This window comes from Alphaproteobacteria bacterium (assembly GCA_016699735.1).
Taxonomy (GTDB): Bacteria; Pseudomonadota; Alphaproteobacteria; order Micavibrionales; family Micavibrionaceae; genus JAGNKE01.
The window spans coordinates 250,859-270,111 of the sequence record CP065008.1 but is presented as its reverse complement, the minus strand read 5'-3'; the positions used below and the strand labels follow the sequence as shown (position 1 = coordinate 270,111).

Sequence of the window (19,253 nt, the reverse complement as noted above, 5' to 3'; positions counted from 1 at the left end):
GTATGACGGGGCGCGGAAAAAGCCAAGATAAAATATGGCTTCTCTTCTTTGATACGGTTTCGATTACGCTGGAGCAATCCCCAAGACACTTATAGAATCATCCGGGCGCATAAGTCTGTGTCAAATCCGCAGAGAAGGCTTGGCTGATAAAGGGCTTTATCCGATCCCCTGAAACAGGGGGAAGCTTCTCTCCGCAGGGAGCCAGAAGCTCCAGCCCCTCCTTGAAATCCGTTCCTCTCTTTTCATGAAGGGTTCCCAGTTGCATCAGAATGGGAAAATCGGAGGTGTTATATTCCCCCTCAACGAAAAACATATATTCGTTCGCAGCCGGAATGATCCAGCGGTCGAGAAACTCCGATCCCTCGCCCCTTCTAAACCCCAGAAAGCCGTTTTCAGGATTAAGCTCTCCGCTGTCCACCTCGTAATACAGACCGACGGTAAAACCCGACGATTCCATTACGCCCTGTATTTGCGGGTGCGTAACCTTTACATCCTTGCAGTCGCAGTCGGCATAGAAGATGTCACGGTGGTCCGTGGTTTTGAAAGTGTGAGAGAGCACCTGAAGCCGCGCCATATCGGAGCGAACCTCTACGGCCTCGTCGATTTGGGTCAACGGGTTTGTCAGGTAATCGGGAATCGTCTCAAGACTTTCGATCCTGAGGTTGCTCGTTGTGAAGGGGTGCGGGTTTTCCGAAAGATGTTGTCGTGCCCCTGGCTCAAGCTCGCTGAAATCCAGCCAGAGTTTAAAATCGACTTCCGGGTATCTTTGGGCGTTGGTCAGCACCTGTTCGAGCTGGGATGCAGGAACACCCAGAAAGTAACCGCTTTGCGGGTCACGCTCGCCGCTGTCGAGCCAGAGATAATTGACAAGGGGACGTGCGTTGAGGGTCGGCGCAGCAGAGTGACTGCTGCCCGTAAAAATCTCCGTTAACGGTGTGTCGATCAATTCGTTGATCGTATTTCCTTGCCCGCTTTTTGCACTCATGTCTTTTTACATATTTTTTGCATTTTACTTGATATTAGTGTTCTCTGGCAAGCATAAGCTCTCAGGTCTTTACTATCCAGCGGGCCAGCCAGTCCTGGAACATCAGGACGGTCCAGAGCTTTCCAGAATGGTTGCCGTGTCCGGCGCAATGATCCGCCCAGAGCTTGCGGACGGGTGCGGGGTCGATCAAGCCCTGCGCCGTCATCGTTTTCTCATCGAGAAGGTTTTCGGCCCAGTCGCGCAGGGGACCGCGCAGCCATTCGTCGATCGGGATGTTGAAGCCCTGCTTGGGGCGGTCGAACAGGCGCTCGGGTAGGTGTTGCCGCAGCACATGGCGCAGGAGCCATTTGCCCTGCCCCTGATGGATTTTATAGGACTCGGGGAGACTCCAGACATATTCGTAGATGCGCTGGTCGAGGAGCGGTGCGCGAACCTCCAGACTCGCGGCCATGCTGGCGCGGTCCACCTTGGTCAGGACATCGCCGGGGAGATAGGAGAGGACGTCCCAGTACATCATCATTTCGCCGAAGGAGAGGCCTTCGGGCTGCAGGTCCGGATTCGTCAGGGGGATTGTCGTTTCAGCGCCCTGCGTTACCAGATTCTCCGGTCGATCCCAGCGACTGACGAGGCGGAGGTAAAAGGCGGTGGGGTCTTCCTCGCTCAACGCATCGCCGACCTTGTGGATGTGTGAGCCGAACTGCGGGTGGTAGCGGGAAATTTTATCCCATGTCTGGACGGAAATTTTCGACAGTCCCGAGGAGAGGGCGCTGCGGAGGAATTTCGGCACGCGCTTCATATTCTTCCAAACCTTTGGCCCCTGAACGTGGCGGGTGTAGCCGCCGAGCATTTCATCGCCGCCATCGCCGGAGAGGGCCACGGTCACGCTTTGGCGTGCGAAGGCGGAGACGAGATAGGTCGGGATCGCGGAGATATCGGCGAAGGGTTCATCGTAAATCTCCGCGAGTTTGGGGATGAGGTCGAGGGCGTGGGCGGGTTCCACGTATTGTTCGTGGTGGTCGGTGCCGAGATAGGCGGCGACTTTTTTCGCGTGGGCGGCCTCGTTGTAGCCCTTTTCGTGGAAGCCGATGGAATAGGTTTTCACCGGAGATTTCGAGGCTTTCTGCATAAGAGCCACAGTCAAAGAGCTGTCGATTCCGCCGGAAAGGAAGGCACCGAGGGGAACATCTGAGACGAGGCGTTCGGCCACGCAGTCCTGCAGCAAGGATTCGAAGCGTTCAGGGATGTGCAGTTTTTCGCCGCAGCCGGCGGCGCGGGCGGTGCGGAGGGAGTCGAGGTGACTCCAATAGGATTTCATGTAAGGTTCGAGCGGCTCGTTCATTTCCAGACGGTCGAGATCGAGCGTCATGGTCTGGCCCGGCGGGAGGCTGCGGATTTTTTCGAAAATACACAGAGGGGACGGGACGTAGCCGAAGCGCATATAGGCGGTCAGCGCGGGGCGGTCGATTTTTTTGCGGAAATCGGGGTGGGCGGTCAGCGCCTTCAGTTCCGAGCCGAAGACCAGAGCGGATCCGGCCCAGCCGATATAGAGGGGCTTCTTGCCCATGCGGTCGCGGGCGAAATGAAGGCGTTTTTCCTGGCGATCCCAGAGGGCGAAGGCGAACATCCCGCGGATGGATTTGTGGGTATAATCCAGACCCCACTCCTCTATTGCCGCGAGGATGACTTCGGTGTCGCTATAGCCGCGGAAAAAGGCGCCGAGACGTTCGAGTTCGCTGCGGAGCTGACGGAAATTATAAATCTCGCCGTTAAAGACGATGATGTAGCGTTCGGAGGCGGAGCGCATCGGCTGGCGGCCCGCGCTGGAGAGGTCGATGATGGAAAGGCGGCGGTGGCCGAGGACGATCGGGGTTTCGGGATCCTGCCAGACATCGCCCTCGTCCGGGCCTCTATGGCGCAGGGCGCTGGTCATGGCGGTGGCCGTGCGGTGGAGCGCCTGACGGTCGGGGTGGGCGTTGAAGCTGTATAATCCGGCGATGCCGCACATGAGGGTCAGACCACCTGTTCCTAGGCTTTTTGCCGGAACAGTTTGACCGAGGGCGGGGACAAAGGCAAGACAGTGGGGTAAAATGCTTGGAATTGACAGGGGAGTGTTGTTGACCCTAAAATATTGCAAAGGTTGGGAAAAATGGATATTGAGCTTCGGTTATCCAAGGACGGGCGGGTCGTTCTGCTGTGCAAGGGGCGGTTTACGCAGCGGGTTGAGGAGATCGTCATGAACCCGGATTCGGGCGTTGTCTGCGTGGTTTTCGAGGGATACAAGGAGTCCGCCGAACTCAACAGCCCGCTTGATCTTGAGACGGTCGATAAAATAAAAAATGAAATTTTCTGTGCTTTGGGCTATATTGAAGGTGGAAAACTGACTGCGGCGGAGTATGTGCGTTTCCGGGCCGGGGTGGTTTACTGAACGAAATAAGTAAGAAGATATGGGTGTACGAATATGACCGCTGCTTTTCCAAGTGATCCTGCCGAACTGGTGCAGCGCACCATGACCGAGTGTTCGTTTTCGCAGGATGTGAATTTTTCCGATGTCGAAATCGCGGGTGTCATGGGCTTGGTGGACCGTTTTACAAGTATGGCCAGCAATGCTGCTCTGGAATCCGGGGATTACTCGGCGATGCAGTTGCGGTCCGAGCAGCAATCGGTCGTTCATGGGGTCGTGGCCGAGAATGCCGGAGACATGAACGCGTTTACCGCACACAGCACCCAGAGTTCGGTCCGTGCGAACGAGGCCCAGCAATTCAGCGTTCAGGGAACCGTTGCCGCTTCCGTGGCGCAGGAGACCGGGGCTAAAGCTGCGGCGCTTGAGCAAGTATCGCGCACGACACAGGCGCAGATCGAGCGGGAAATGAAACTGCACAGTGTTATTGAGGAAACAGCCAAGCGCGACACCGCCGTGGCCGAGTTGAGTCTTGAGAACGAGGCGGCTGCCGCTGCCATCGATAAGGACGCGGTGAAGCTCAATCCTCTGAAACTGGCGTAAAGAGACCGGGCGTCCCCGTCCCGGTTTTTTGGTTTTCACGCCGATCCTTTTATCGAATCGGAAACGGGTTGTCTCTGGGACGAGGTTTATCCCTATGGATGTCGATTTCCTTCTTACTGAAACGGGCGATGTTGGTCTGCTGAGCAGCGAGAATTTGTTCAAGAAGGTCGCGGGTATCCTGTTCGACCATGAGAACGGGCGGATGACTCTTGAGTATACCGATATGGATTATCTGGACCTCAATATCCCCGTCGAGCCGGAGTTTTTCGGGACTCTGGACCTGGCGCTATTCATCCATGTCGGTGCGGTGAAGAACAATTTCATTTCGCAGGCCTATCAGGTGCCGCTGATGTTCCTGAACGACCCCTACCGCGGGGAGATTTTCAAACATGTGCGGACGCCGCCGAAACCTCTTGAATCCTATTTCTATTTCATCAGCCATTGTGTTCTTGGCCAGCCCGTGCATCGCCTTGATGCGGGGGATGAGGATACGCTGGGGTGTATTCTTGGCGATACACTGCCCTCCGAGCTGAAATTCGCCCCGCATCTGGAACGCCGGAAAGCCATCGAGTCGCGGCCCGAGTTCGCCTATACGCCGAACGCACCGACGATGGGGCTGGGCGGCGGGGCGGTTTCCCATCCGTCCGAGCGGATGAAGATTATTCGGGAAGCGCGGAAGAGGCCCGAGGACGGGGAGACCGACGGCGCAGATGAAGGCCGAAAGGATTAGAATAAGCCGTTTTTCTTAAAGTCTTTGATGGATCCCCGCTTGCGCGGGGATGCTGTTTTGGAGAGCTACTGTTCCGCGTTTTTCCTGATTTCGCGCCATTTGGAGACGTTGTTGTTATGCTCCTCCAGCGTAGCGGCGAAGACGTGCCCGCCGGTTCCGTCGGCCACGAAGAAGATATAGTCATGGCGTTCGGGGTTCAGCACGGCCTCCAGCGCGGCGCGGCCGGGATTGGCGATCGGGCCGGGAGGCAGGCCGGGATAACGGTAGGTGTTATAAGGCGAGTCGATTTCCAGATCTTTTTTCAGGAGACGGCGGCCCAGCGGCCCCTGCCCCTCATTTTCATGTTCGCCCCTGGTGAGGGCATAAATCACGGTCGGGTCGCTTTGCAGCGGGATGTTTTTGTTGAGGCGGTTGATGAAGACACCTGCCACCTTTGCGCGTTCCTCCGGCTTTCCGGTTTCCTTCTCGACGATGGCGGCGAGAATCACTGCCTCCTCCCTGGTTTTTATGGGCAGGTCGGGTGCGCGTTTGTTCCAGAGTTCGTCGAGCGTGGATTCCATCGCCGCCGCCATGCGGCTTAGGACATCCACGTTGCTTTCGGTTTTCGTGAAGCTGTAGGTTTCGGGCAGGTAGCTGCCCTCGGGCAGAAGAGTCACCTGTGTCTGCTGAAGGTTTTTGGTTTCGGCGAGGATACGGGCGATTTCAAAATTGGTGAGACCTTCACGCAGGGTGACGCTGCGCTGGATGGTTTTGCCGGATTCCAGAAGATCGAGAATATCCCGGATAGAGGCATGAGCGGGGACTTCGTATTCTCCGGCCTTGAGCTTCGAAGCCTGTCCGGTCCAGCGGCCGGCGATGCGGAACAAGGCAGGTTGCTCGATTGCCTCTACATATAACAACTGATCCGCTATGCCGCCGATATTGGCGCCCTGAGCGACGGTGATTTCCACGGGTGTGTCGAGTTTTCCGGGCTTGTTGACCTCTTTGGATGCCCAGTAAAAGCCTACACCACCGAGAACAAGGCCGAGGGTTGTCAGGAAGAAAAGCAACCCCAGAACCTGTTTCACGACTTTCATAGCGTCTTCCTATCTATACGGCGCGAATAACCAGCGAGGCGTTGGTGCCGCCGAAGCCGAAGGAATTGGAGAGGGCGGTTCTGACCTTTTTTTCCTTTGCCACTTTGGGGACGAGGTCTACCCCCGTGCATTCCTCCGACGGGTTGTCAAGATTGAGGGTCGGAGGCAAGATTCCGGTTTGAATCGCCTTGGTTGAATAGATTGCCTCGACCGCGCCTGCCGCGCCGAGCAAGTGGCCGATGGCGGATTTTGTGGAGGACATGGAGATTGTGTTCAGGGTGTTGGCAAACAGGCGTTTGACCGCCGCGTGTTCGATGCCATCGCCGACGGGGGTCGATGTGCCGTGGGCGTTGATGTAGTCGACGTCTTCCGGGTTGATGCCTGCGCGTTTGAGCGAGGCCTTCATGGCGCGGAAACCGCCGTTGCCGTCATCAGGCGGAGAGGTGATGTGGTAAGCATCCCCCGAGAGGCCATAGCCGATGACTTCGGCGTAAATTTTCGCGCCGCGTTTTTTGGCGTGTTCGTGTTCTTCAAGAACAACTATGCCCGCGCCTTCGCCGATGACGAATCCGTCACGGTCCCTGTCCCATGGGCGGGAGGCTTGCTCAGGACGATCATTAAATCCGGTTGAAAGGGCGCGTGCAGCGGCGAATCCGGCTACACCCAAGCGGCAGACCGCGCCTTCGGCGCCGCCCGCAATCATGACGTCCGCATCGTCCCATGCAATCAGTCTTGCGGCATCGCCGATGGCGTGGGTTCCGGTCGCGCAGGCCGTGACCACAGAATGGTTCGGACCGCGGAAGCCATGTTTTATCGAGATATGGCCGCTGGTGAGGTTTATGAGGGCGGCCGGGACGAAGAACGGGGAAATCTTGCGCGGACCTTTTTCCTTCAGGGTCAGGGAGGTGTTGTAGATTTCATCGAGGCCGCCGATGCCGGAGCCGACCAAGACGCCCGTGCGGTCGAGATGTTCTTCTTCGGTCGGTTTCCAGCCGGAATCCTCAACGGCCTCCTGCGCCGCGGCCAGCGCGTAGGTGATGAACACGTCCATTTTGCGCTGATCCTTCGAGGAGACGAAGAGGTCGGGGTTAAAGGCTCCGTCCTGCGGCGCTGGGTTGTCGGTGCGCGGGATTATTCCGGCGATCTGCGAGGTGATGTCCGAGACATCGAAATGTTCGATTTTGCGAATTCCGGTCTTGCCGGAGGTTATAGCCGTCCAGTTGTGCGCGACACCAACCCCGAGGGGGGTCACCATGCCCATTCCGGTTATGACAACGCGTCTCATCGTGCGCCCATAGTCATCTAAAAAATCGGAAGGAACTTTTGCTGTTTCCTTCCGGTTTTGTTTTTCGTTTTTCGCAAGGAGCAGACGCCTAGGCGGCGGCCTTTACCTTGATGAACTTTACGGCATCGCCGACGGTCTGGATGTCCTTGGCGGCATCGTCAGGAATTTCAATGCTGAATTCCTCTTCGAAGGCCATGACGAGTTCCACCGTGTCCAGAGAATCCGCCCCGAGGTCATCAATGAAGCTGGCGCCTTCGACGACCTTGCCTTCATCAACAGCCAGTTGTTCAACTACGATCTTTTTCACGCGATCGGCAATATCACTCATCTCTATTCCCTATGCTCTGGTTTCAGTCAAAGTCCCTATATAAAGAACGAGGCCGAACATTACCAGCCTCATCTTCGAGTGCACAGGATTAGCATAAGACCGCCGTGGCGAGAAGACTTAAAAAGGCGGGTATGTAGTTGGTGTGGATAATGGTTGTGTTACGGAAATAGCGATTTGTCATTTATGCCTTCTATGTCTTTAAGTATTTTTTGATTTTGGTTATTCAAACAATGTTAATGGCGATGAAACTGGGATTTTGATACTCTCCGAGCTGAAATTTTTTGAGAAGAAGGTCAAGAGCCTTTTTTGGAGTTAATACATATGGAAAAAAATCAGTTTGACCTCATGAGCGATCGGCGGTTTTTACCACTTTTTATCACCCAGTTTCTAGGGGCGTTTAACGATAATATTTTCAAGATGACCCTTTCGGTTCTGGTGGGTTATGAAATCTGGGCTGTGGGCGGGGTCGATCCGAAGGTTCTGGTTTCTTTTGCTGCTGGCCTGTTTATTTTTCCGTTTCTGATTTTTGCACCTCTTGCCGGGGAACTCGCCGATAAATATGACAAAGATGCGGTGATCCGATGGACGAAAATCGCCGAGATTGGCATTGCGCTTCTGGCGAGTTACTGTCTTCTTGTTGCAGGGGTTTCGGGCACGCCTGTTTATCTTGGGCTTTTCGTGCTTTTTCTTCTCGGAAGCCATGCCGCGTTTTTCAGTCCGAGCAAGTTTTCCATTCTTCCCGAACATTTGCGCGAGGATGAGCTGATCGGCGGGAACGCGCTGCTGAATACTGGCACGTACCTTGCCATTCTGGCCGGGACCATTATCGGTGGTGTTCTGGCGATCATGCCGTATGGTTTGCATATCGTCTCCGGTTTGATGGTTCTCTGCGCGGTTTTGGGGTATATCGCCAGTCGCTCTATTCCTGTGGCCAAGGCCAAGGCACCGGATTTGAAGCTCAATTATAACACGCCTGTGGAGGCGGTGCGGATCATAAAGTATGCCGCGCAGCAGCCGAAGGGCGTGTTTCTGGCGATCCTCGGGATTTCCTGGTTTTACTTTGTGGGCGGAACTTTTCTGGCTCAATTCCCTAATTTTGCCAAGACGACCTTGGGTGTTGATCAGCTCGTTCTGGTGTTTTTCATGACGGTGTTTTCGGTGGGGATCGCTCTGGGCGGGCTGGTGAATAATCGCCTCCTGCGTTCACGGGTGGAAGCGACGTATGTGCCGCTGGCGGCGCTCGGGATTGCAATTTTTTCCTTTGATCTTTTCATGGCGAGCCGTTATTTCGCGGGTCCGGGTCTGGGCGCTGATGGAAAGCCGCTTTATATGTCTCTACCTGTTTTTCTGCTTAGTTTTTCCGGACTCCGGGTGACGTTCGATATCTTTATGGTCTCGGTGATGGGCGGGATTTATGTGATTCCTTTGAAATCTATCGTCCAGCATTTCGTGCCGGAGGATCACAAGGCGCGGGTTATGGCGGGGAGTGGTTTGATTGATTCGTTGTTTATTCTCAGTTCTTCTTTAATTGCGATGACGATTTTAAGTCTGGGTTTTGAGGTTCAGCATCTGTTTTTGCTGATTTCCCTGATCGGGACGGGGGTTGCGGTTTATATCTGTCTGTTGTTGCCGGATTACTTGTTCAAGTCGCTTTTGCAGGGGCTTTTCAAGCTTCTTTATAAGGTCGAGGTGCGCGGGCTGGAAAATTATGAAAAAGCTGGGCCGCGGGCGATCATCGTGGGTAACCATGTATCCTTGCTCGATCCGCCTTTGCTTGCCGCGTTTTTGCCGGGGCGGCCGATGTTCGCGGTCAACAGTTTTGTCGCCGAATGGTTCTGGGTGAAGCCTTTCCTGAAGCTGGTCGATGCTTTTCCTCTGAATCCCAGTAATCCGTTTTCGATTAAGTCTCTGATTAAGGAAGTCGAAAAGGATAAGCATTGTGTGATTTTCCCGGAAGGGCGGCTGACGGAAACCGGAGCGCTGATGAAAATTTACGAAGGGCCGGGGATGATCGCCGACAAGACGCAGGCCGTCATTGTTCCCGTGCGGCTTGACGGGGTTCAACATACGCCGTTTGCGCGTTTGAAGGGCAAAGTTCCGCTGCGGAATTTCCCGAAGATCACCATTGCCATTCTGGAGCCGCGTACATTCCGGATTCCCGATGAGTATAAGGGCCGGACCCGTCGGCGTGCTGCGTCCGCACAGCTTTATAATCTCATGGAAGAAATGATGTTCCTGACCCAGGACCGCGAGCAGACGCTTTATCAGGCGCTGATGAAAGCGCGGCACGTCAATGGGGACAACGAGATTATCGTTGAGGATATTGAGCATAAGCCGATGCGCTTTAAAAAGCTTGTGCGCGGGTCGATTGTTCTGGGACGAAAGTTTTCCGGCTTTACGGAAAAAGGTGAGAATGTCGGGTTCCTGCTGCCGAACAGTTGCGGAGCGATGGCGGCGTTTTTCGGTTTACAGGGCTTTGGGCGTGTTCCGGCGATGCTGAATTATTCGTCAGGACCGCAGTCCATTTTGGCGGCGTGTCATGCCGCGCAGATCAAGACCGTGATCAGTTCGCGGCGGTTTATTGAATTCGGGCGGCTGACGAAGCTGGTCGAAGAGATGGAATCGCAGGTGAAAATCGTTTATCTGGAGGATATCCGCGATCAAATCGGCGTTCTTGACAAGGTTCGCGGGTTTTATTCGCCTTTGAGTGCCGAATATACGCATAAACGGCAGGGCGTTGCCCCGAATGATCCCGCTGTGATCCTTTTTACCTCCGGTTCGGAGGGATTGCCCAAGGGAGTCGTGCTGTCCCATGCGAATATCATGGCGAATATCGTGCAGCTCACGAGCCGGGTGGATTTCAACCGGCAGGATATTGTTTTCAACTGTTTGCCGATTTTCCATTCTTTCGGCCTTACGGCGGGAACGCTGCTGCCCATACTTTCCGGAATCCGTACGTTCCTTTATCCGAGTCCGCTGCACTATCGAATTGTGCCGGAAATGGTCTATGCGACCAATGCCAGTATCATGTTCGGGACCGATACGTTCCTCAATGGGTATGCGCGAATGGCGGATCCCTATGATTTTTACCGGATGCGGTATATTTTCGCGGGGGCGGAGAAGGTGAAGGACGAGACCAAGAAACTCTATATGGAGCGGTTCGGGGTGCGCGTTCTGGAGGGTTACGGCTCGACGGAGACTTCGCCGGGACTGACGCTGAATTCGCCGATGCATATGAAGGCGGGGTCGGTCGGGCGGCTGTTGCCGGGAATCGAATACCGACTGGAGGATGTGCCGGGGGTCGAGCAGGGCGGACGGCTGTATGTGCGTGGGCCGAATGTGATGCTGGGTTATTATCTGCATGACAAGCCGGGTGTGATCCAGCCGACGCATGAGGGCTGGCACGATACGGGCGATATCGTGGATGTGGACGCGCAGGGGTTTGTCACGATTCTGGGCCGTGCCAAGCGGTTTGCGAAGATCGCGGGGGAGATGGTGTCGCTGACCAGCGTCGAGACGATGGTTGCCAAGGTTTATCCCGACTTCGCCCATGCGGTGGTGGCCGTTCCCGATGTGCGGAAGGGGGAGCAGCTCGTGCTGGCGACGACCTGCGCGGATGTGAAGCGCGAGGCGCTGTCCAAATATGCCGGGGAGAACGGGATTTCCGAGCTGGCGGTGCCGAAAACGATCCTGACGATGGATAAACTGCCGGTTCTGGGCAGCGGGAAGACGGATTACACGGCGCTGAAGGCGCTTGTGGAGGAACGGTTGGAGAAGGCGGCTTAATTCTTAAAAGAAAATTTTTATGCAAAAACCCTCCTTTCCCACCTACCGCGAAGCGTTCCGGTTCTGGCTGAAGCTCGGGTTCATCAGTTTCGGCGGGCCGGCGGGGCAGATTGCCATCATGCATCAGGAACTGGTCGAGAAAAGGCGCTGGATCTCCGAGCGGCGGTTTCTGCACGCGCTCAATTACTGTATGTTGCTGCCGGGGCCGGAGGCGCAGCAGCTGGCGACCTATATCGGCTGGCTTTTGCACGGGGTGCGGGGCGGGATTACGGCCGGAGCGTTGTTCGTGCTGCCCGCCTTTTTCCTGTTGTGCCTTTTGTCGTGGATTTATGTCAGCTATTCTCATCTGCCCGTCGTGGCGGGGATTTTTTACGGGATCAAGCCGGCGGTCACGGCGATCGTTTTACAGGCCGTGTATCGGATCGGGGGGCGTACGCTCAAGAATACGGCGTTGTGGGGGATTGCGGCGTGTTCGTTTCTGGCGCTTTTTGTTCTGGACGCGCCGTTTCCTCTGATCGTGCTGTGCGCGGCGCTGGCGGGGCTGGCCGGAAGCCGGTTGGTGCCCGCGTATTTTTCGGGTGCGGGCCATGCGGCAGGGGTGCAGAAGGATTACGGTCCCGCCGTGATCGACGATGCGATGGATTCCGAGGGAAGGACGCGGTTTTCCTTTGTTGGTCTGGCTAAGGTTTTGATTATCGGGCTCATTTTATGGTGTACGCCGATGGCGGTTCTGATGTTTTGGGGCGGGTGGGGGCATCCGTTTACGCAGATGGGCTGGTTTTTCACCAAAGCAGCACTATTAACATTCGGCGGCGCCTATGCGGTTTTGCCGTACGTGTTTCAGGCGGCGGTTGAGCATTATCAGTGGCTGAGCGCTCCGCAGATGATTGACGGGCTGGCGCTGGGGGAAACCACACCGGGGCCGCTGATTCTTGTGGTCGCATTCGTTGGGTTTGTCGGGGGGCATGGGGCGGCTTCGTTCGGGCCGGAATGGGCTAGCCTGTCCGGTTTTATCGGTGCTGGGATTGTGACGTGGTTTACGTTTCTGCCCTCGTTTCTTTTTATTCTCGGTGGAGCGCCGATCGTTGAGGCTACGCACGGGAACATGAAATTCACCGCGCCGTTGACCGCGATCACGGCGGCCGTGGTGGGGGTGATCCTTAATCTAGCGCTGTTTTTCGCCTATCATGTGCTGTGGCCGCAGGGATTTGAGGGTGCTTTCGATGTTTTTTCTGCCGTTTTGACAATTCTGGCGGCGCTGGCGCTCTTGGTGTTTAAGCGGTCGGTTTTGACGGTGATTGGCGCTAGTGCCTTGATCGGATTGATCTTTTCTATGATTGTAACTTTGCCTTGAGAGTGCCGAATTAGTTCTGAGACGGTTATTTTACAGTTTTATGGTATTGTTCTTCTATGAAACGGTTGGTTCTTGGTTTTTTTATTTTTGCCTTCGTGTTCAATACGATCAGTTTGAGCGCTTACGCCGCCGTTTGCCCTCACGTGATGAAGGAAGAGAAGAAAGCTGAGTCCGTTGCACCCTGCCATGAAAGTGCGAGTTCCCAGAAGGGCAATTCCGGTGGGGCTTCCGTTCCTTCAAAGGCCGGGCATTGCAAAGGGCTCTGTTTCTGCCAGCACGCCTCTTTGGGACAGAATATCGTTCCTTTGCGTTTTGCTGACCCTCTTGAAGGTCTGTCTTTGGTTAAAGGCCTGACACTTCCTGCTGGAGCGCAGGATTTCCGTTCTGCTGCCCATTTTCCTCTCGAACGACCGCCCAAACATTTCTCCTAAAATTTCTGTGTGTGCTGCGGCTCAGGTTTTTAGCCTTGTTGTGGCTCAATGATCTTTTCAGGAGGCTTATTATGTTAAAATTTTCACACGTATTTTTATTTTCCGGTTTGATCTTAGTTGGCGTACAGCCAGCGGAGGCCCGCCCTGTTTCTTATCCGGGCGGAACCAGCGTCATGATCATGAATGACGGTGAACAAAATTCTGCTCATGTCGATTATACTTTTACCCCTAAATTTTCAGTCGGCTCTTTTGCTGAATATTGGCGGGATGAGGAGTTCGGCATGGGTGGCGTACAGTTCAATTTTCTTGCAAAACGCTGGAACAATCCCGACTCGCAGGCGAACTTTTATCTGAAATCCGGTATTGGGATCGCGTACAGCGATCAAGGCAATTTCGACCATGAAACCGAGCCTGCGGGTTTTGCTGGACTTGCTATCGATTGGGAGGATCGACGGTTCTTCACGTCTTATGAAAACCGCTATACGCAGGCCGGCGATATCGACGATTTCTATATGCAGTCGGCCCGTGTCGGGGTTGCGCCGTATATCGGAGAATATGGCGACCTGCATACCTGGGTGATGGTGCAGGTCGATCACAAGCCCGAAGCAGAGGATCCTGTTACTGTTACGCCTCTGGTGAGGTTTTTTAAGGGCGTACACCTTGTGGAGGCCGGGATGAATAATAACGGCGAGTTGTTATTTAATTGGACTATCCAATACTGACCAAAATTTTCTTTATAAGAAGGAGACTTGAAATGAGATGCTTTTTATTATTGCTTGCCTTAGTTGTTCTTTTCAGCAGCCCGGTGTACGCGGGGGAAACCGTTAAAATCAATGTTAACGGCATGGTCTGTGATTTCTGTGCGCGGGCCATCGAGAAGGTGTTCGGCAAGCAGGAGGCGGTTGATAAAATCGCTGTCAATCTGACCGACAAGCTCATTACGCTGGCCATGAAAGACGGGCAGACTATGGACGATCAGGCGATTACTAAACTGATCAATGATTCCGGTTATGCGCTGGTTTCCATCCAGCGGGAGGAGGCCACCGATGGACAAGGCCAGTGATCCGGTTGAAAAGAGCCTTTACCGACAGGCGGTTCTGCCGACTCTGAGCCTGTTTACCAGTTTTGGCACTCTGATCTGCTGTGCGTTGCCGGCCTTGCTGGTGACCCTCGGGATGGGGGCGGCGGTCGCGGGGCTGGTATCGGCAGCTCCGTGGCTGGTCTGGCTTTCGGATCATAAAAAGATCGTGTTTTCCGTGGCCGGGGTTTTGCTGACGGTTTCCGTTATCCTGCAATGGCGAGCGCGGTTCTTGCCGTGTCCGATTGATCCGCTCAAAGCGAAGGCCTGCGCCCGCTTGAGGCTGGTGAGCCAGATTATTACCGGGTTTTCGGTCCTGATTTACGCGATCGGGTTCTTTTTTGCTTTTTTGGCAGCGGATCTTTTATTTTAATGAGCCAATAAGTCTAAAGATATCGTCGATCGGGTTGCCGTCCTGATTCATATCGAGCATGCCGAGCATATTGCCCGAGAATTGTGAACTTCCCTGCTTGCGTTGCGATTGCGCGAGCAGGCCCATGACTGTCGAGGCAATAATCGGGAGCATTGTTTTGATAATGTCCGCCTCGACGTTGGTTTTCTGCTGCACGGCGCTTGCGACCTGGCGGCTGACATCCTTGCTGCCGAGGATATGGCCAAGAATGCCGTTGCCTTCCTGAACGACGTTAAAAAGGTTTGCGCCTGGAGTTTTCACCTTCTCAAGCAGCTGCTCGTGCTGGCCGGTTTCAATGGCTTTGGTCAGATTTTCGAGGCCGCCATTCTTAACATTATTCAGCATTCCTCCCGCTACCGCGGAGATCAACATTTTGGTGACTTCATCCGTCTGTTTCTGGTCGAGTCCGAATTGCGCGGCCAACGAGCTGACCATTTCAGGCTTTTGCGCGGCGTAATTGATCAGGTCGAGAAAGTTGTTCATGCTGAACTCCAAAAAGAGGCTATCGAGCGTTTATCAGGGCCACAATTAACCTGATAAGATGCATTTGGGCAAGGTTTTTTTAGTGTTGCATGGGGCGCGTGTATAAGAAATGCGGTTTCAACCGTCCGGCTTTTTGGTATGCTAGGTTTGTGCAATAAAAGTTGGTTGATTTTCCTTAACGGCGTATAGATTTTTGAGGGGTTTACGCACCATGGATCAGGCGAACAAGCCTAAAAGCTCTAATGATGATACTTCGCGCAAAGCGTTTTCTCCTAAGCTAGATGAGTTGAAGAACGCTCTCGCCGTACTTTATATTTCCAAGAATATGAGCGGACGGAACAAATTTTTGGAGAAATGGCCGGATGTCGCTGGTTATCTTTTCGGACCTGAACTGATTGATCTCGATACTCATGGCGTTCAGTCAAAGGACTACACTTTACGTGCAACCCTTGAAGATAAGGCCGAGGACTGCCGTTTGGGCCTCAAAACGACTCTTGCGGAAGTCGAGGAGAAAAGCGTCAAATCCGGTTCCCTGATTTTCGAGTATGTCGCCAGTGTTATCGATCAATACGGGCCACATATCTCACGTATGATCTTCGCAGAAAATATTATTGAGCGCGTTAAACCCGGACTTCTGGCCAAAGCTGACGAAGAAAAGAAGAAAAAAGAGCAGGAGAAGTTAACGGCTCACCAGCAGGAGGAAGAGGCCATTCGCAGGCGTGCCCAGAGTCTTGGTGCCACGGTCAGGAATAGACCCTCATCTCAGGAGGTTAAAGCCGTTTCGAGCGTGGAAATTCCCGATGAAGTGCGGCCGATCGATGCCGGTTCCGTCTCGAGTCCACACGTAGATCCCCGGGTCTCGGCACCTGAAGCTCCGATTGCTGCCCTGCCTTTGGAACCTGTATCTGTTCAGGAACCTGCCCCCGGTGCTGCATCCGTTTCCGTTTCACCGATGGTGGCGTCGAGCAAGCCGGAAAAAGGGTTCTGCAAGGCGCAGTTTAACCGTGTTGCGGTACAGCTTGCGGCTTGAGGCCGTGTAAGATCATGAGCAAAAGGGTCAGCACGATGACGGCTCCAGCTTGATGCAGGGTTGCGGGGAGGAGGGCGACCCCCGAGAATAGTGTGGTCAGTCCCAAGGCGAGTTGAATTAAAATCATTAAACCCAGCGCGGGAAAGGTTTTTTCTTGGCGTTTATAGCGGGCGATAGCTAGAAGGACGTATAAAAATATACTCAATGTGCTCAGTATCGCCAGCCAACGGTGCAAAAATTGTACGCCGGCGTGGGTTTCGAGAAGGGCTGTTGGAATCGAATGTGCTTTCGTAACTTCGGCGGGAATCCAGTCTTCTCCCATTTTCGGGAATGTGTCGTTATAGACCAACCCGGCATCCAGTCCGGCCGTGAAGGCACCCCAGAGGATCGTCAATCCTATTAGTCCCAAGAGCCACCAGCCCGAATAATAGAGAGCTTTGTCTGGTTGGCGGTTGATTGTTTTCTTGTTTGTGCGAAGGCTCAGCGCCGTCCATAAAGACAGGCTGTAGAGCAAGAGTGCGAGGCTGAGGTGGGCGGCCAAGCGGTAGTGGCTAACGCTGGGCTGGTCGATCAGGCCGCTTTTGACCATATACCAGCCCATTGCACCCTGAAACCCTACTAGTAGAACCAAGGTCAGAAACTTAAGCGTATATCCCTGAGGAATCTGTCTTTTGGCCAGAAGATAGAAAAAAGGCAGTGCGTAGGCTAAGCCGATGATGCGCCCCAGAAGCCGGTGAAACCATTCCCAGAAATAAATTTTTTTAAAATCCTCTACAGTCATCCAGAAATTTTTTTTTATGTATTCCGGGCTTTGCTTGTAGGCTTCAAATTCCTTGCGCCAATCAGCCTCGTTCATAGGGGGGAGGGTGCCGATGACAGGTTTCCATTCGACAATAGATAACCCGGACTCCGTGAGGCGGGTGACTGCGCCGACGATGATGATTAAAAAAACCAGGGCGCAGCAGAGAAAGAGCCATGTGGAGAGGTGTTTATGGTCTGATCCTAAGGGCGTGTCTGTGTGCGATCCTGAGTTCATTTTCTGTCAATTCTTAATGCGAACGCACCTTTTAAAGCCTCAGTAAATCCTGTATTCTCGGCGCGATTAAGCCTTAACGCCGGATCGGATTCATGGCAAGTTTTGATTTTATTAAAGCCGCGGTCAAGGGCTATCAGTTTGTCTGGCTTCATCGTGTCGAACTGCTCAAGTTTTCCTTTCCGGTCGTGTTTATCGGCGTGTTTTGCGAGTTCGTGATTATTCAAGCGGGGATGGAAGAAAATATCCTGCGGCGCGGGTTGCTTGATCTGCCTGCCGTTTTTGCACAGGGGTATTTTCTGGCTGAGCTTGTACGCTATGCGATTTATGGGGAGCCTTTTGTGCTGTGGGGGTATACGCGGCGCTCGAAACTTGAGGAATTCAACGCCCTTTATGTTTCGCGGATGCAGGATGCCCGCCGCCGATCGATCATCTATGCCTCTGTCATTCTTTTTGTTCTTCAGATGGTGGTTGCGGATGTGCTGATGGGGCTGAGTGCTTTGGGGGCTGAAAAAGAGATCAAGCCGCCGCCAGAGGCCATGTCTACCGCCGATGTGCTGTCGAGTCTTCCCGAGGCTTTCATAGCCGTCCTTATTCTCTTTGCGGCTTTCTGGTCCATTCGTCTCGGGTTTCTTTATGTTTCCCTCGCTCTTGGTTATGGTATCCGTGAATATCTCCAAAAGTTAAGGGGGCTTTCCAGCTCCGTAAGCCTTTTTCTCTGCAGTTTTTTTGTGATGCTGCTGCTGGTTTTTCCTGCCGAGATGCTTCTAAAGCTTCTCACGATAATTTTTGCAGATTTGCCGGCGGTGTGGGTGGTCACGACCGCCATCGTGCGTGAGTATATTGCCATCATCCTGCTTTCGGTTGTTACGGTGGCGAGCGCCTATGGAATCAAGGATATGGTCGAGGGGCCGCCCCCGCCGCGGCTGAATATGTTTTCATGAAAATTGTTGTCGTCGATTATCAGGATGTCGAGCATGAGCTTGAAGCCGTTGAGGGCTGGAGCGTCATGCAAATCATCCGCGAGTATGGGTTACCAATCAAGGCGGAGTGCGGCGGGGCGTGTTCCTGCGCGACCTGTCATATTTATGTCGATGCGGAGTGGATCAATAAGCTTCCGGCCAAGCGTCCCGAAGAGGAGGAGCGGTTGGATGAGGTTTTTGGTCTTAAGGACGAGTCACGGCTGTCCTGTCAGATCATTCTTGAGGAGAGTCTGGACGGTTTGCGCCTGCGCCTTGCGCCCAACCCCGACTGATTGGCTATTTAAGGATATTTGTTCTTATTTATCCTATTGTTAATATTGGTTATTCTACTGAAGTGTTTTTTCCCATTCCGCGTAACGGTAATCGCCCGGGGTGATGAGGTCGAGTCTGGCGATATAGACAGAGTGAATCTTTCCATCGATCTCCCGATCCCAAAAATCGAGAAACTTCTTCAGTTCTGGAAATTTTGGCGTAAGGTCATATTGCTGCCAGATAAATTCTTGTAAAAGCTTCTGAAAGTCAGGCATATGGTAGAGTATTTTGGCTGTTATTAGCCGATAATCCTTTAGTTGTTTATCCAGTTCTGCCATTCGTAACCTCTGCTCTGTTTTCGTAATCTTTTCTATTTTTCTAATATTATACAGCAACTAATATTCTCTTTGAAAACAAAATCCATGGCTGGCATAAGTCCTATTCTAAAACTTATTTATATTCAGCGCGTTACACACCAATAGGTCTTTTTTCATTCAGTTCTTTCATCTGGGGAAATTTCTTTGCGAGATTCTTGCTTTTCGCCAGCAGTCAGGGTATAGATTTGGCACTCATTTCCGCTGAGTGCTAACAGCAGGGGTGATTTTAACCGGGGCTTACGGTCTGGCTGCGAAGGTTACTTTCTAAATAATCCGAGTGAGCCGTAAGCCTGCAACTCTTAACGAATGGAGATACAAAAATGGCAAAAAAACCTAAATTCCGCCCCCTGCATGACCGTGTGCTGGTGCGCCGGATCGAGCCGAGCCAGAAGACGGCCGGCGGGATCATCATTCCCGATACAGCCGCTGAAAAGCCCATGGAAGGCGAAATCGTCGCTGTCGGCAACGGGCATGTCAACGATAACGGCGAAGTCCGCCCGCTGGATGTTAAAAGTGGCGACCGCGTGATCTTTTCCAAATGGGCGGGGACGGAAGTCACCATCGACGGTGAAGAGCTGATGGTCATGAAAGAATCCGACATTATCGGCGTTATTGCCGCTTAATCCATC

21 protein-coding genes are annotated in these 19,253 nt (G+C 53.6%); 13 read left to right on the top strand and 8 right to left on the bottom strand.

Annotation, left to right across the window (positions count from 1 at the left end):
• Positions 1-97 precede the first annotated feature (97 nt).
• Positions 98-985, bottom strand: a complete 888-nt coding sequence (locus IPN28_01275) for a hypothetical protein (protein QQS57479.1) — start codon at positions 983-985, stop codon at positions 98-100.
• Between the two features lie 61 nt (positions 986-1,046).
• Entirely contained in the window at positions 1,047-2,990 is a 1,944-nt protein-coding gene (gene asnB, locus IPN28_01270; GenBank protein QQS57478.1) for an asparagine synthase (glutamine-hydrolyzing), read from the bottom strand.
• Positions 2,991-3,131: 141 nt separating this feature from the next.
• Here asnB and IPN28_01265 point away from each other — a divergent pair, with 141 nt between their 5' ends.
• The 3 genes from IPN28_01265 to IPN28_01255 all read left to right on the top strand — a co-directional run bounded on the left by IPN28_01265 (position 3,132) and on the right by IPN28_01255 (position 4,716).
• Positions 3,132-3,410, top strand: coding sequence for a hypothetical protein (locus IPN28_01265; GenBank protein ID QQS57477.1), 279 nt, complete (start codon positions 3,132-3,134; stop codon positions 3,408-3,410).
• 33 nt (positions 3,411-3,443) lie between these two features.
• A complete protein-coding gene (locus IPN28_01260; protein QQS57476.1) occupies positions 3,444-3,986 on the top strand; it encodes a hypothetical protein in 543 nt (180 codons plus the stop codon).
• Between the two features lie 94 nt (positions 3,987-4,080).
• Positions 4,081-4,716 carry a hypothetical protein gene (locus tag IPN28_01255; protein ID QQS57475.1) on the top strand — a complete coding sequence of 212 codons (636 nt, stop codon included), beginning with the start codon at positions 4,081-4,083 and terminating at the stop codon, positions 4,714-4,716.
• Positions 4,717-4,781: 65 nt separating this feature from the next.
• On the opposite strand, the gene mltG is transcribed toward IPN28_01255, so the two are convergent.
• From mltG to IPN28_01240, 3 genes are all read right to left on the bottom strand, one after another.
• The gene (gene mltG / locus IPN28_01250; GenBank protein ID QQS57474.1) at positions 4,782-5,792 is read right to left on the bottom strand and encodes an endolytic transglycosylase MltG; all 1,011 of its coding nucleotides are present in this window, start codon (positions 5,790-5,792) and stop codon (positions 4,782-4,784) included.
• A gap of 13 nt (positions 5,793-5,805) precedes the next feature.
• Positions 5,806-7,077 (bottom strand): beta-ketoacyl-ACP synthase II, encoded by a 1,272-nt coding sequence (fabF, locus tag IPN28_01245; GenBank protein QQS57473.1) that lies wholly within the window; start codon positions 7,075-7,077, stop codon positions 5,806-5,808.
• A gap of 88 nt (positions 7,078-7,165) precedes the next feature.
• Complete coding sequence (locus IPN28_01240; GenBank protein ID QQS57472.1) at positions 7,166-7,405, bottom strand: acyl carrier protein; 240 nt, start codon at positions 7,403-7,405, stop codon at positions 7,166-7,168.
• 321 nt (positions 7,406-7,726) lie between these two features.
• Between IPN28_01240 and IPN28_01235 the strand changes: the two genes are divergently transcribed.
• From IPN28_01235 to IPN28_01210, 6 genes are all read left to right on the top strand, one after another.
• Positions 7,727-11,191 (top strand): acyl-[ACP]--phospholipid O-acyltransferase, encoded by a 3,465-nt coding sequence (locus tag IPN28_01235; protein QQS57471.1) that lies wholly within the window; start codon positions 7,727-7,729, stop codon positions 11,189-11,191.
• Between the two features lie 19 nt (positions 11,192-11,210).
• The gene (chrA, locus tag IPN28_01230) at positions 11,211-12,545 is read left to right on the top strand and encodes a chromate efflux transporter (GenBank protein QQS57470.1); all 1,335 of its coding nucleotides are present in this window, start codon (positions 11,211-11,213) and stop codon (positions 12,543-12,545) included.
• Positions 12,546-12,601: 56 nt separating this feature from the next.
• Positions 12,602-12,976 carry a hypothetical protein gene (locus tag IPN28_01225; GenBank protein ID QQS57469.1) on the top strand — a complete coding sequence of 125 codons (375 nt, stop codon included), beginning with the start codon at positions 12,602-12,604 and terminating at the stop codon, positions 12,974-12,976.
• A gap of 71 nt (positions 12,977-13,047) precedes the next feature.
• Positions 13,048-13,698: a hypothetical protein gene (locus IPN28_01220; protein ID QQS57468.1), complete on the top strand. Its 651-nt coding sequence runs from the start codon at positions 13,048-13,050 to the stop codon at positions 13,696-13,698.
• A gap of 32 nt (positions 13,699-13,730) precedes the next feature.
• Positions 13,731-14,039: a cation transporter gene (locus IPN28_01215; protein ID QQS57467.1), complete on the top strand. Its 309-nt coding sequence runs from the start codon at positions 13,731-13,733 to the stop codon at positions 14,037-14,039.
• Positions 14,023-14,427, top strand: a complete 405-nt coding sequence (locus IPN28_01210; protein ID QQS57466.1) for a hypothetical protein — start codon at positions 14,023-14,025, stop codon at positions 14,425-14,427. Before IPN28_01215 ends, IPN28_01210 begins: the two co-directional genes overlap by 17 nt.
• Here IPN28_01210 and IPN28_01205 read toward each other — a convergent pair.
• Positions 14,419-14,949 (bottom strand): DUF937 domain-containing protein, encoded by a 531-nt coding sequence (locus IPN28_01205; protein ID QQS57465.1) that lies wholly within the window; start codon positions 14,947-14,949, stop codon positions 14,419-14,421. The genes IPN28_01210 and IPN28_01205 overlap by 9 nt on opposite strands.
• Positions 14,950-15,160: 211 nt before the next feature.
• On the opposite strand from IPN28_01205, the gene IPN28_01200 reads away from it, so the two are divergent.
• Positions 15,161-15,979 carry a hypothetical protein gene (locus IPN28_01200; GenBank protein ID QQS57464.1) on the top strand — a complete coding sequence of 273 codons (819 nt, stop codon included), beginning with the start codon at positions 15,161-15,163 and terminating at the stop codon, positions 15,977-15,979.
• Here IPN28_01200 and IPN28_01195 read toward each other — a convergent pair.
• Positions 15,948-17,015, bottom strand: a complete 1,068-nt coding sequence (locus IPN28_01195; GenBank protein ID QQS57463.1) for a COX15/CtaA family protein — start codon at positions 17,013-17,015, stop codon at positions 15,948-15,950. The two genes, IPN28_01200 and IPN28_01195, sit on opposite strands and share 32 nt — an antisense overlap.
• Before the next feature lie 92 nt (positions 17,016-17,107).
• On the opposite strand from IPN28_01195, the gene IPN28_01190 reads away from it, so the two are divergent.
• Both IPN28_01190 and IPN28_01185 read left to right on the top strand, forming a co-directional pair.
• The gene (locus IPN28_01190; protein QQS57462.1) at positions 17,108-17,956 is read left to right on the top strand and encodes a hypothetical protein; all 849 of its coding nucleotides are present in this window, start codon (positions 17,108-17,110) and stop codon (positions 17,954-17,956) included.
• Positions 17,953-18,267, top strand: a complete 315-nt coding sequence (locus IPN28_01185) for a 2Fe-2S iron-sulfur cluster binding domain-containing protein (GenBank protein ID QQS57461.1) — start codon at positions 17,953-17,955, stop codon at positions 18,265-18,267. Before IPN28_01190 ends, IPN28_01185 begins: the two co-directional genes overlap by 4 nt.
• Positions 18,268-18,321: 54 nt before the next feature.
• Here IPN28_01185 and IPN28_01180 read toward each other — a convergent pair whose 3' ends face one another.
• The gene (locus IPN28_01180) at positions 18,322-18,585 is read right to left on the bottom strand and encodes a Usg family protein (GenBank protein ID QQS57460.1); all 264 of its coding nucleotides are present in this window, start codon (positions 18,583-18,585) and stop codon (positions 18,322-18,324) included.
• A 359-nt stretch (positions 18,586-18,944) separates the two neighbouring features.
• Here IPN28_01180 and groES point away from each other — a divergent pair, with 359 nt between their 5' ends.
• On the top strand, positions 18,945-19,247 hold the full coding sequence (gene groES, locus IPN28_01175) for a co-chaperone GroES (GenBank protein ID QQS57459.1): 303 nt from the start codon (positions 18,945-18,947) through the stop codon (positions 19,245-19,247).
• The last annotated feature ends 6 nt before the right edge of the window (positions 19,248-19,253 follow it).

Coding starts and splice junctions, on each gene's coding strand:
- IPN28_01275 (QQS57479.1), bottom strand. CDS start 985: ATGAGTGCAAAAAGCGGGCAAGGAAATACGATCAACGAATTGATCGAC.
- asnB (QQS57478.1), bottom strand. CDS start 2,990: ATGTGCGGCATCGCCGGATTATACAGCTTCAACGCCCACCCCGACCGT.
- IPN28_01265 (QQS57477.1), top strand. CDS start 3,132: ATGGATATTGAGCTTCGGTTATCCAAGGACGGGCGGGTCGTTCTGCTG.
- IPN28_01260 (QQS57476.1), top strand. CDS start 3,444: ATGACCGCTGCTTTTCCAAGTGATCCTGCCGAACTGGTGCAGCGCACC.
- IPN28_01255 (QQS57475.1), top strand. CDS start 4,081: ATGGATGTCGATTTCCTTCTTACTGAAACGGGCGATGTTGGTCTGCTG.
- mltG (QQS57474.1), bottom strand. CDS start 5,792: ATGAAAGTCGTGAAACAGGTTCTGGGGTTGCTTTTCTTCCTGACAACC.
- fabF (QQS57473.1), bottom strand. CDS start 7,077: ATGAGACGCGTTGTCATAACCGGAATGGGCATGGTGACCCCCCTCGGG.
- IPN28_01240 (QQS57472.1), bottom strand. CDS start 7,405: ATGAGTGATATTGCCGATCGCGTGAAAAAGATCGTAGTTGAACAACTG.
- IPN28_01235 (QQS57471.1), top strand. CDS start 7,727: ATGGAAAAAAATCAGTTTGACCTCATGAGCGATCGGCGGTTTTTACCA.
- chrA (QQS57470.1), top strand. CDS start 11,211: ATGCAAAAACCCTCCTTTCCCACCTACCGCGAAGCGTTCCGGTTCTGG.
- IPN28_01225 (QQS57469.1), top strand. CDS start 12,602: ATGAAACGGTTGGTTCTTGGTTTTTTTATTTTTGCCTTCGTGTTCAAT.
- IPN28_01220 (QQS57468.1), top strand. CDS start 13,048: ATGTTAAAATTTTCACACGTATTTTTATTTTCCGGTTTGATCTTAGTT.
- IPN28_01215 (QQS57467.1), top strand. CDS start 13,731: ATGAGATGCTTTTTATTATTGCTTGCCTTAGTTGTTCTTTTCAGCAGC.
- IPN28_01210 (QQS57466.1), top strand. CDS start 14,023: ATGGACAAGGCCAGTGATCCGGTTGAAAAGAGCCTTTACCGACAGGCG.
- IPN28_01205 (QQS57465.1), bottom strand. CDS start 14,949: ATGAACAACTTTCTCGACCTGATCAATTACGCCGCGCAAAAGCCTGAA.
- IPN28_01200 (QQS57464.1), top strand. CDS start 15,161: ATGGATCAGGCGAACAAGCCTAAAAGCTCTAATGATGATACTTCGCGC.
- IPN28_01195 (QQS57463.1), bottom strand. CDS start 17,015: ATGAACTCAGGATCGCACACAGACACGCCCTTAGGATCAGACCATAAA.
- IPN28_01190 (QQS57462.1), top strand. CDS start 17,108: ATGGCAAGTTTTGATTTTATTAAAGCCGCGGTCAAGGGCTATCAGTTT.
- IPN28_01185 (QQS57461.1), top strand. CDS start 17,953: ATGAAAATTGTTGTCGTCGATTATCAGGATGTCGAGCATGAGCTTGAA.
- IPN28_01180 (QQS57460.1), bottom strand. CDS start 18,585: ATGGCAGAACTGGATAAACAACTAAAGGATTATCGGCTAATAACAGCC.
- groES (QQS57459.1), top strand. CDS start 18,945: ATGGCAAAAAAACCTAAATTCCGCCCCCTGCATGACCGTGTGCTGGTG.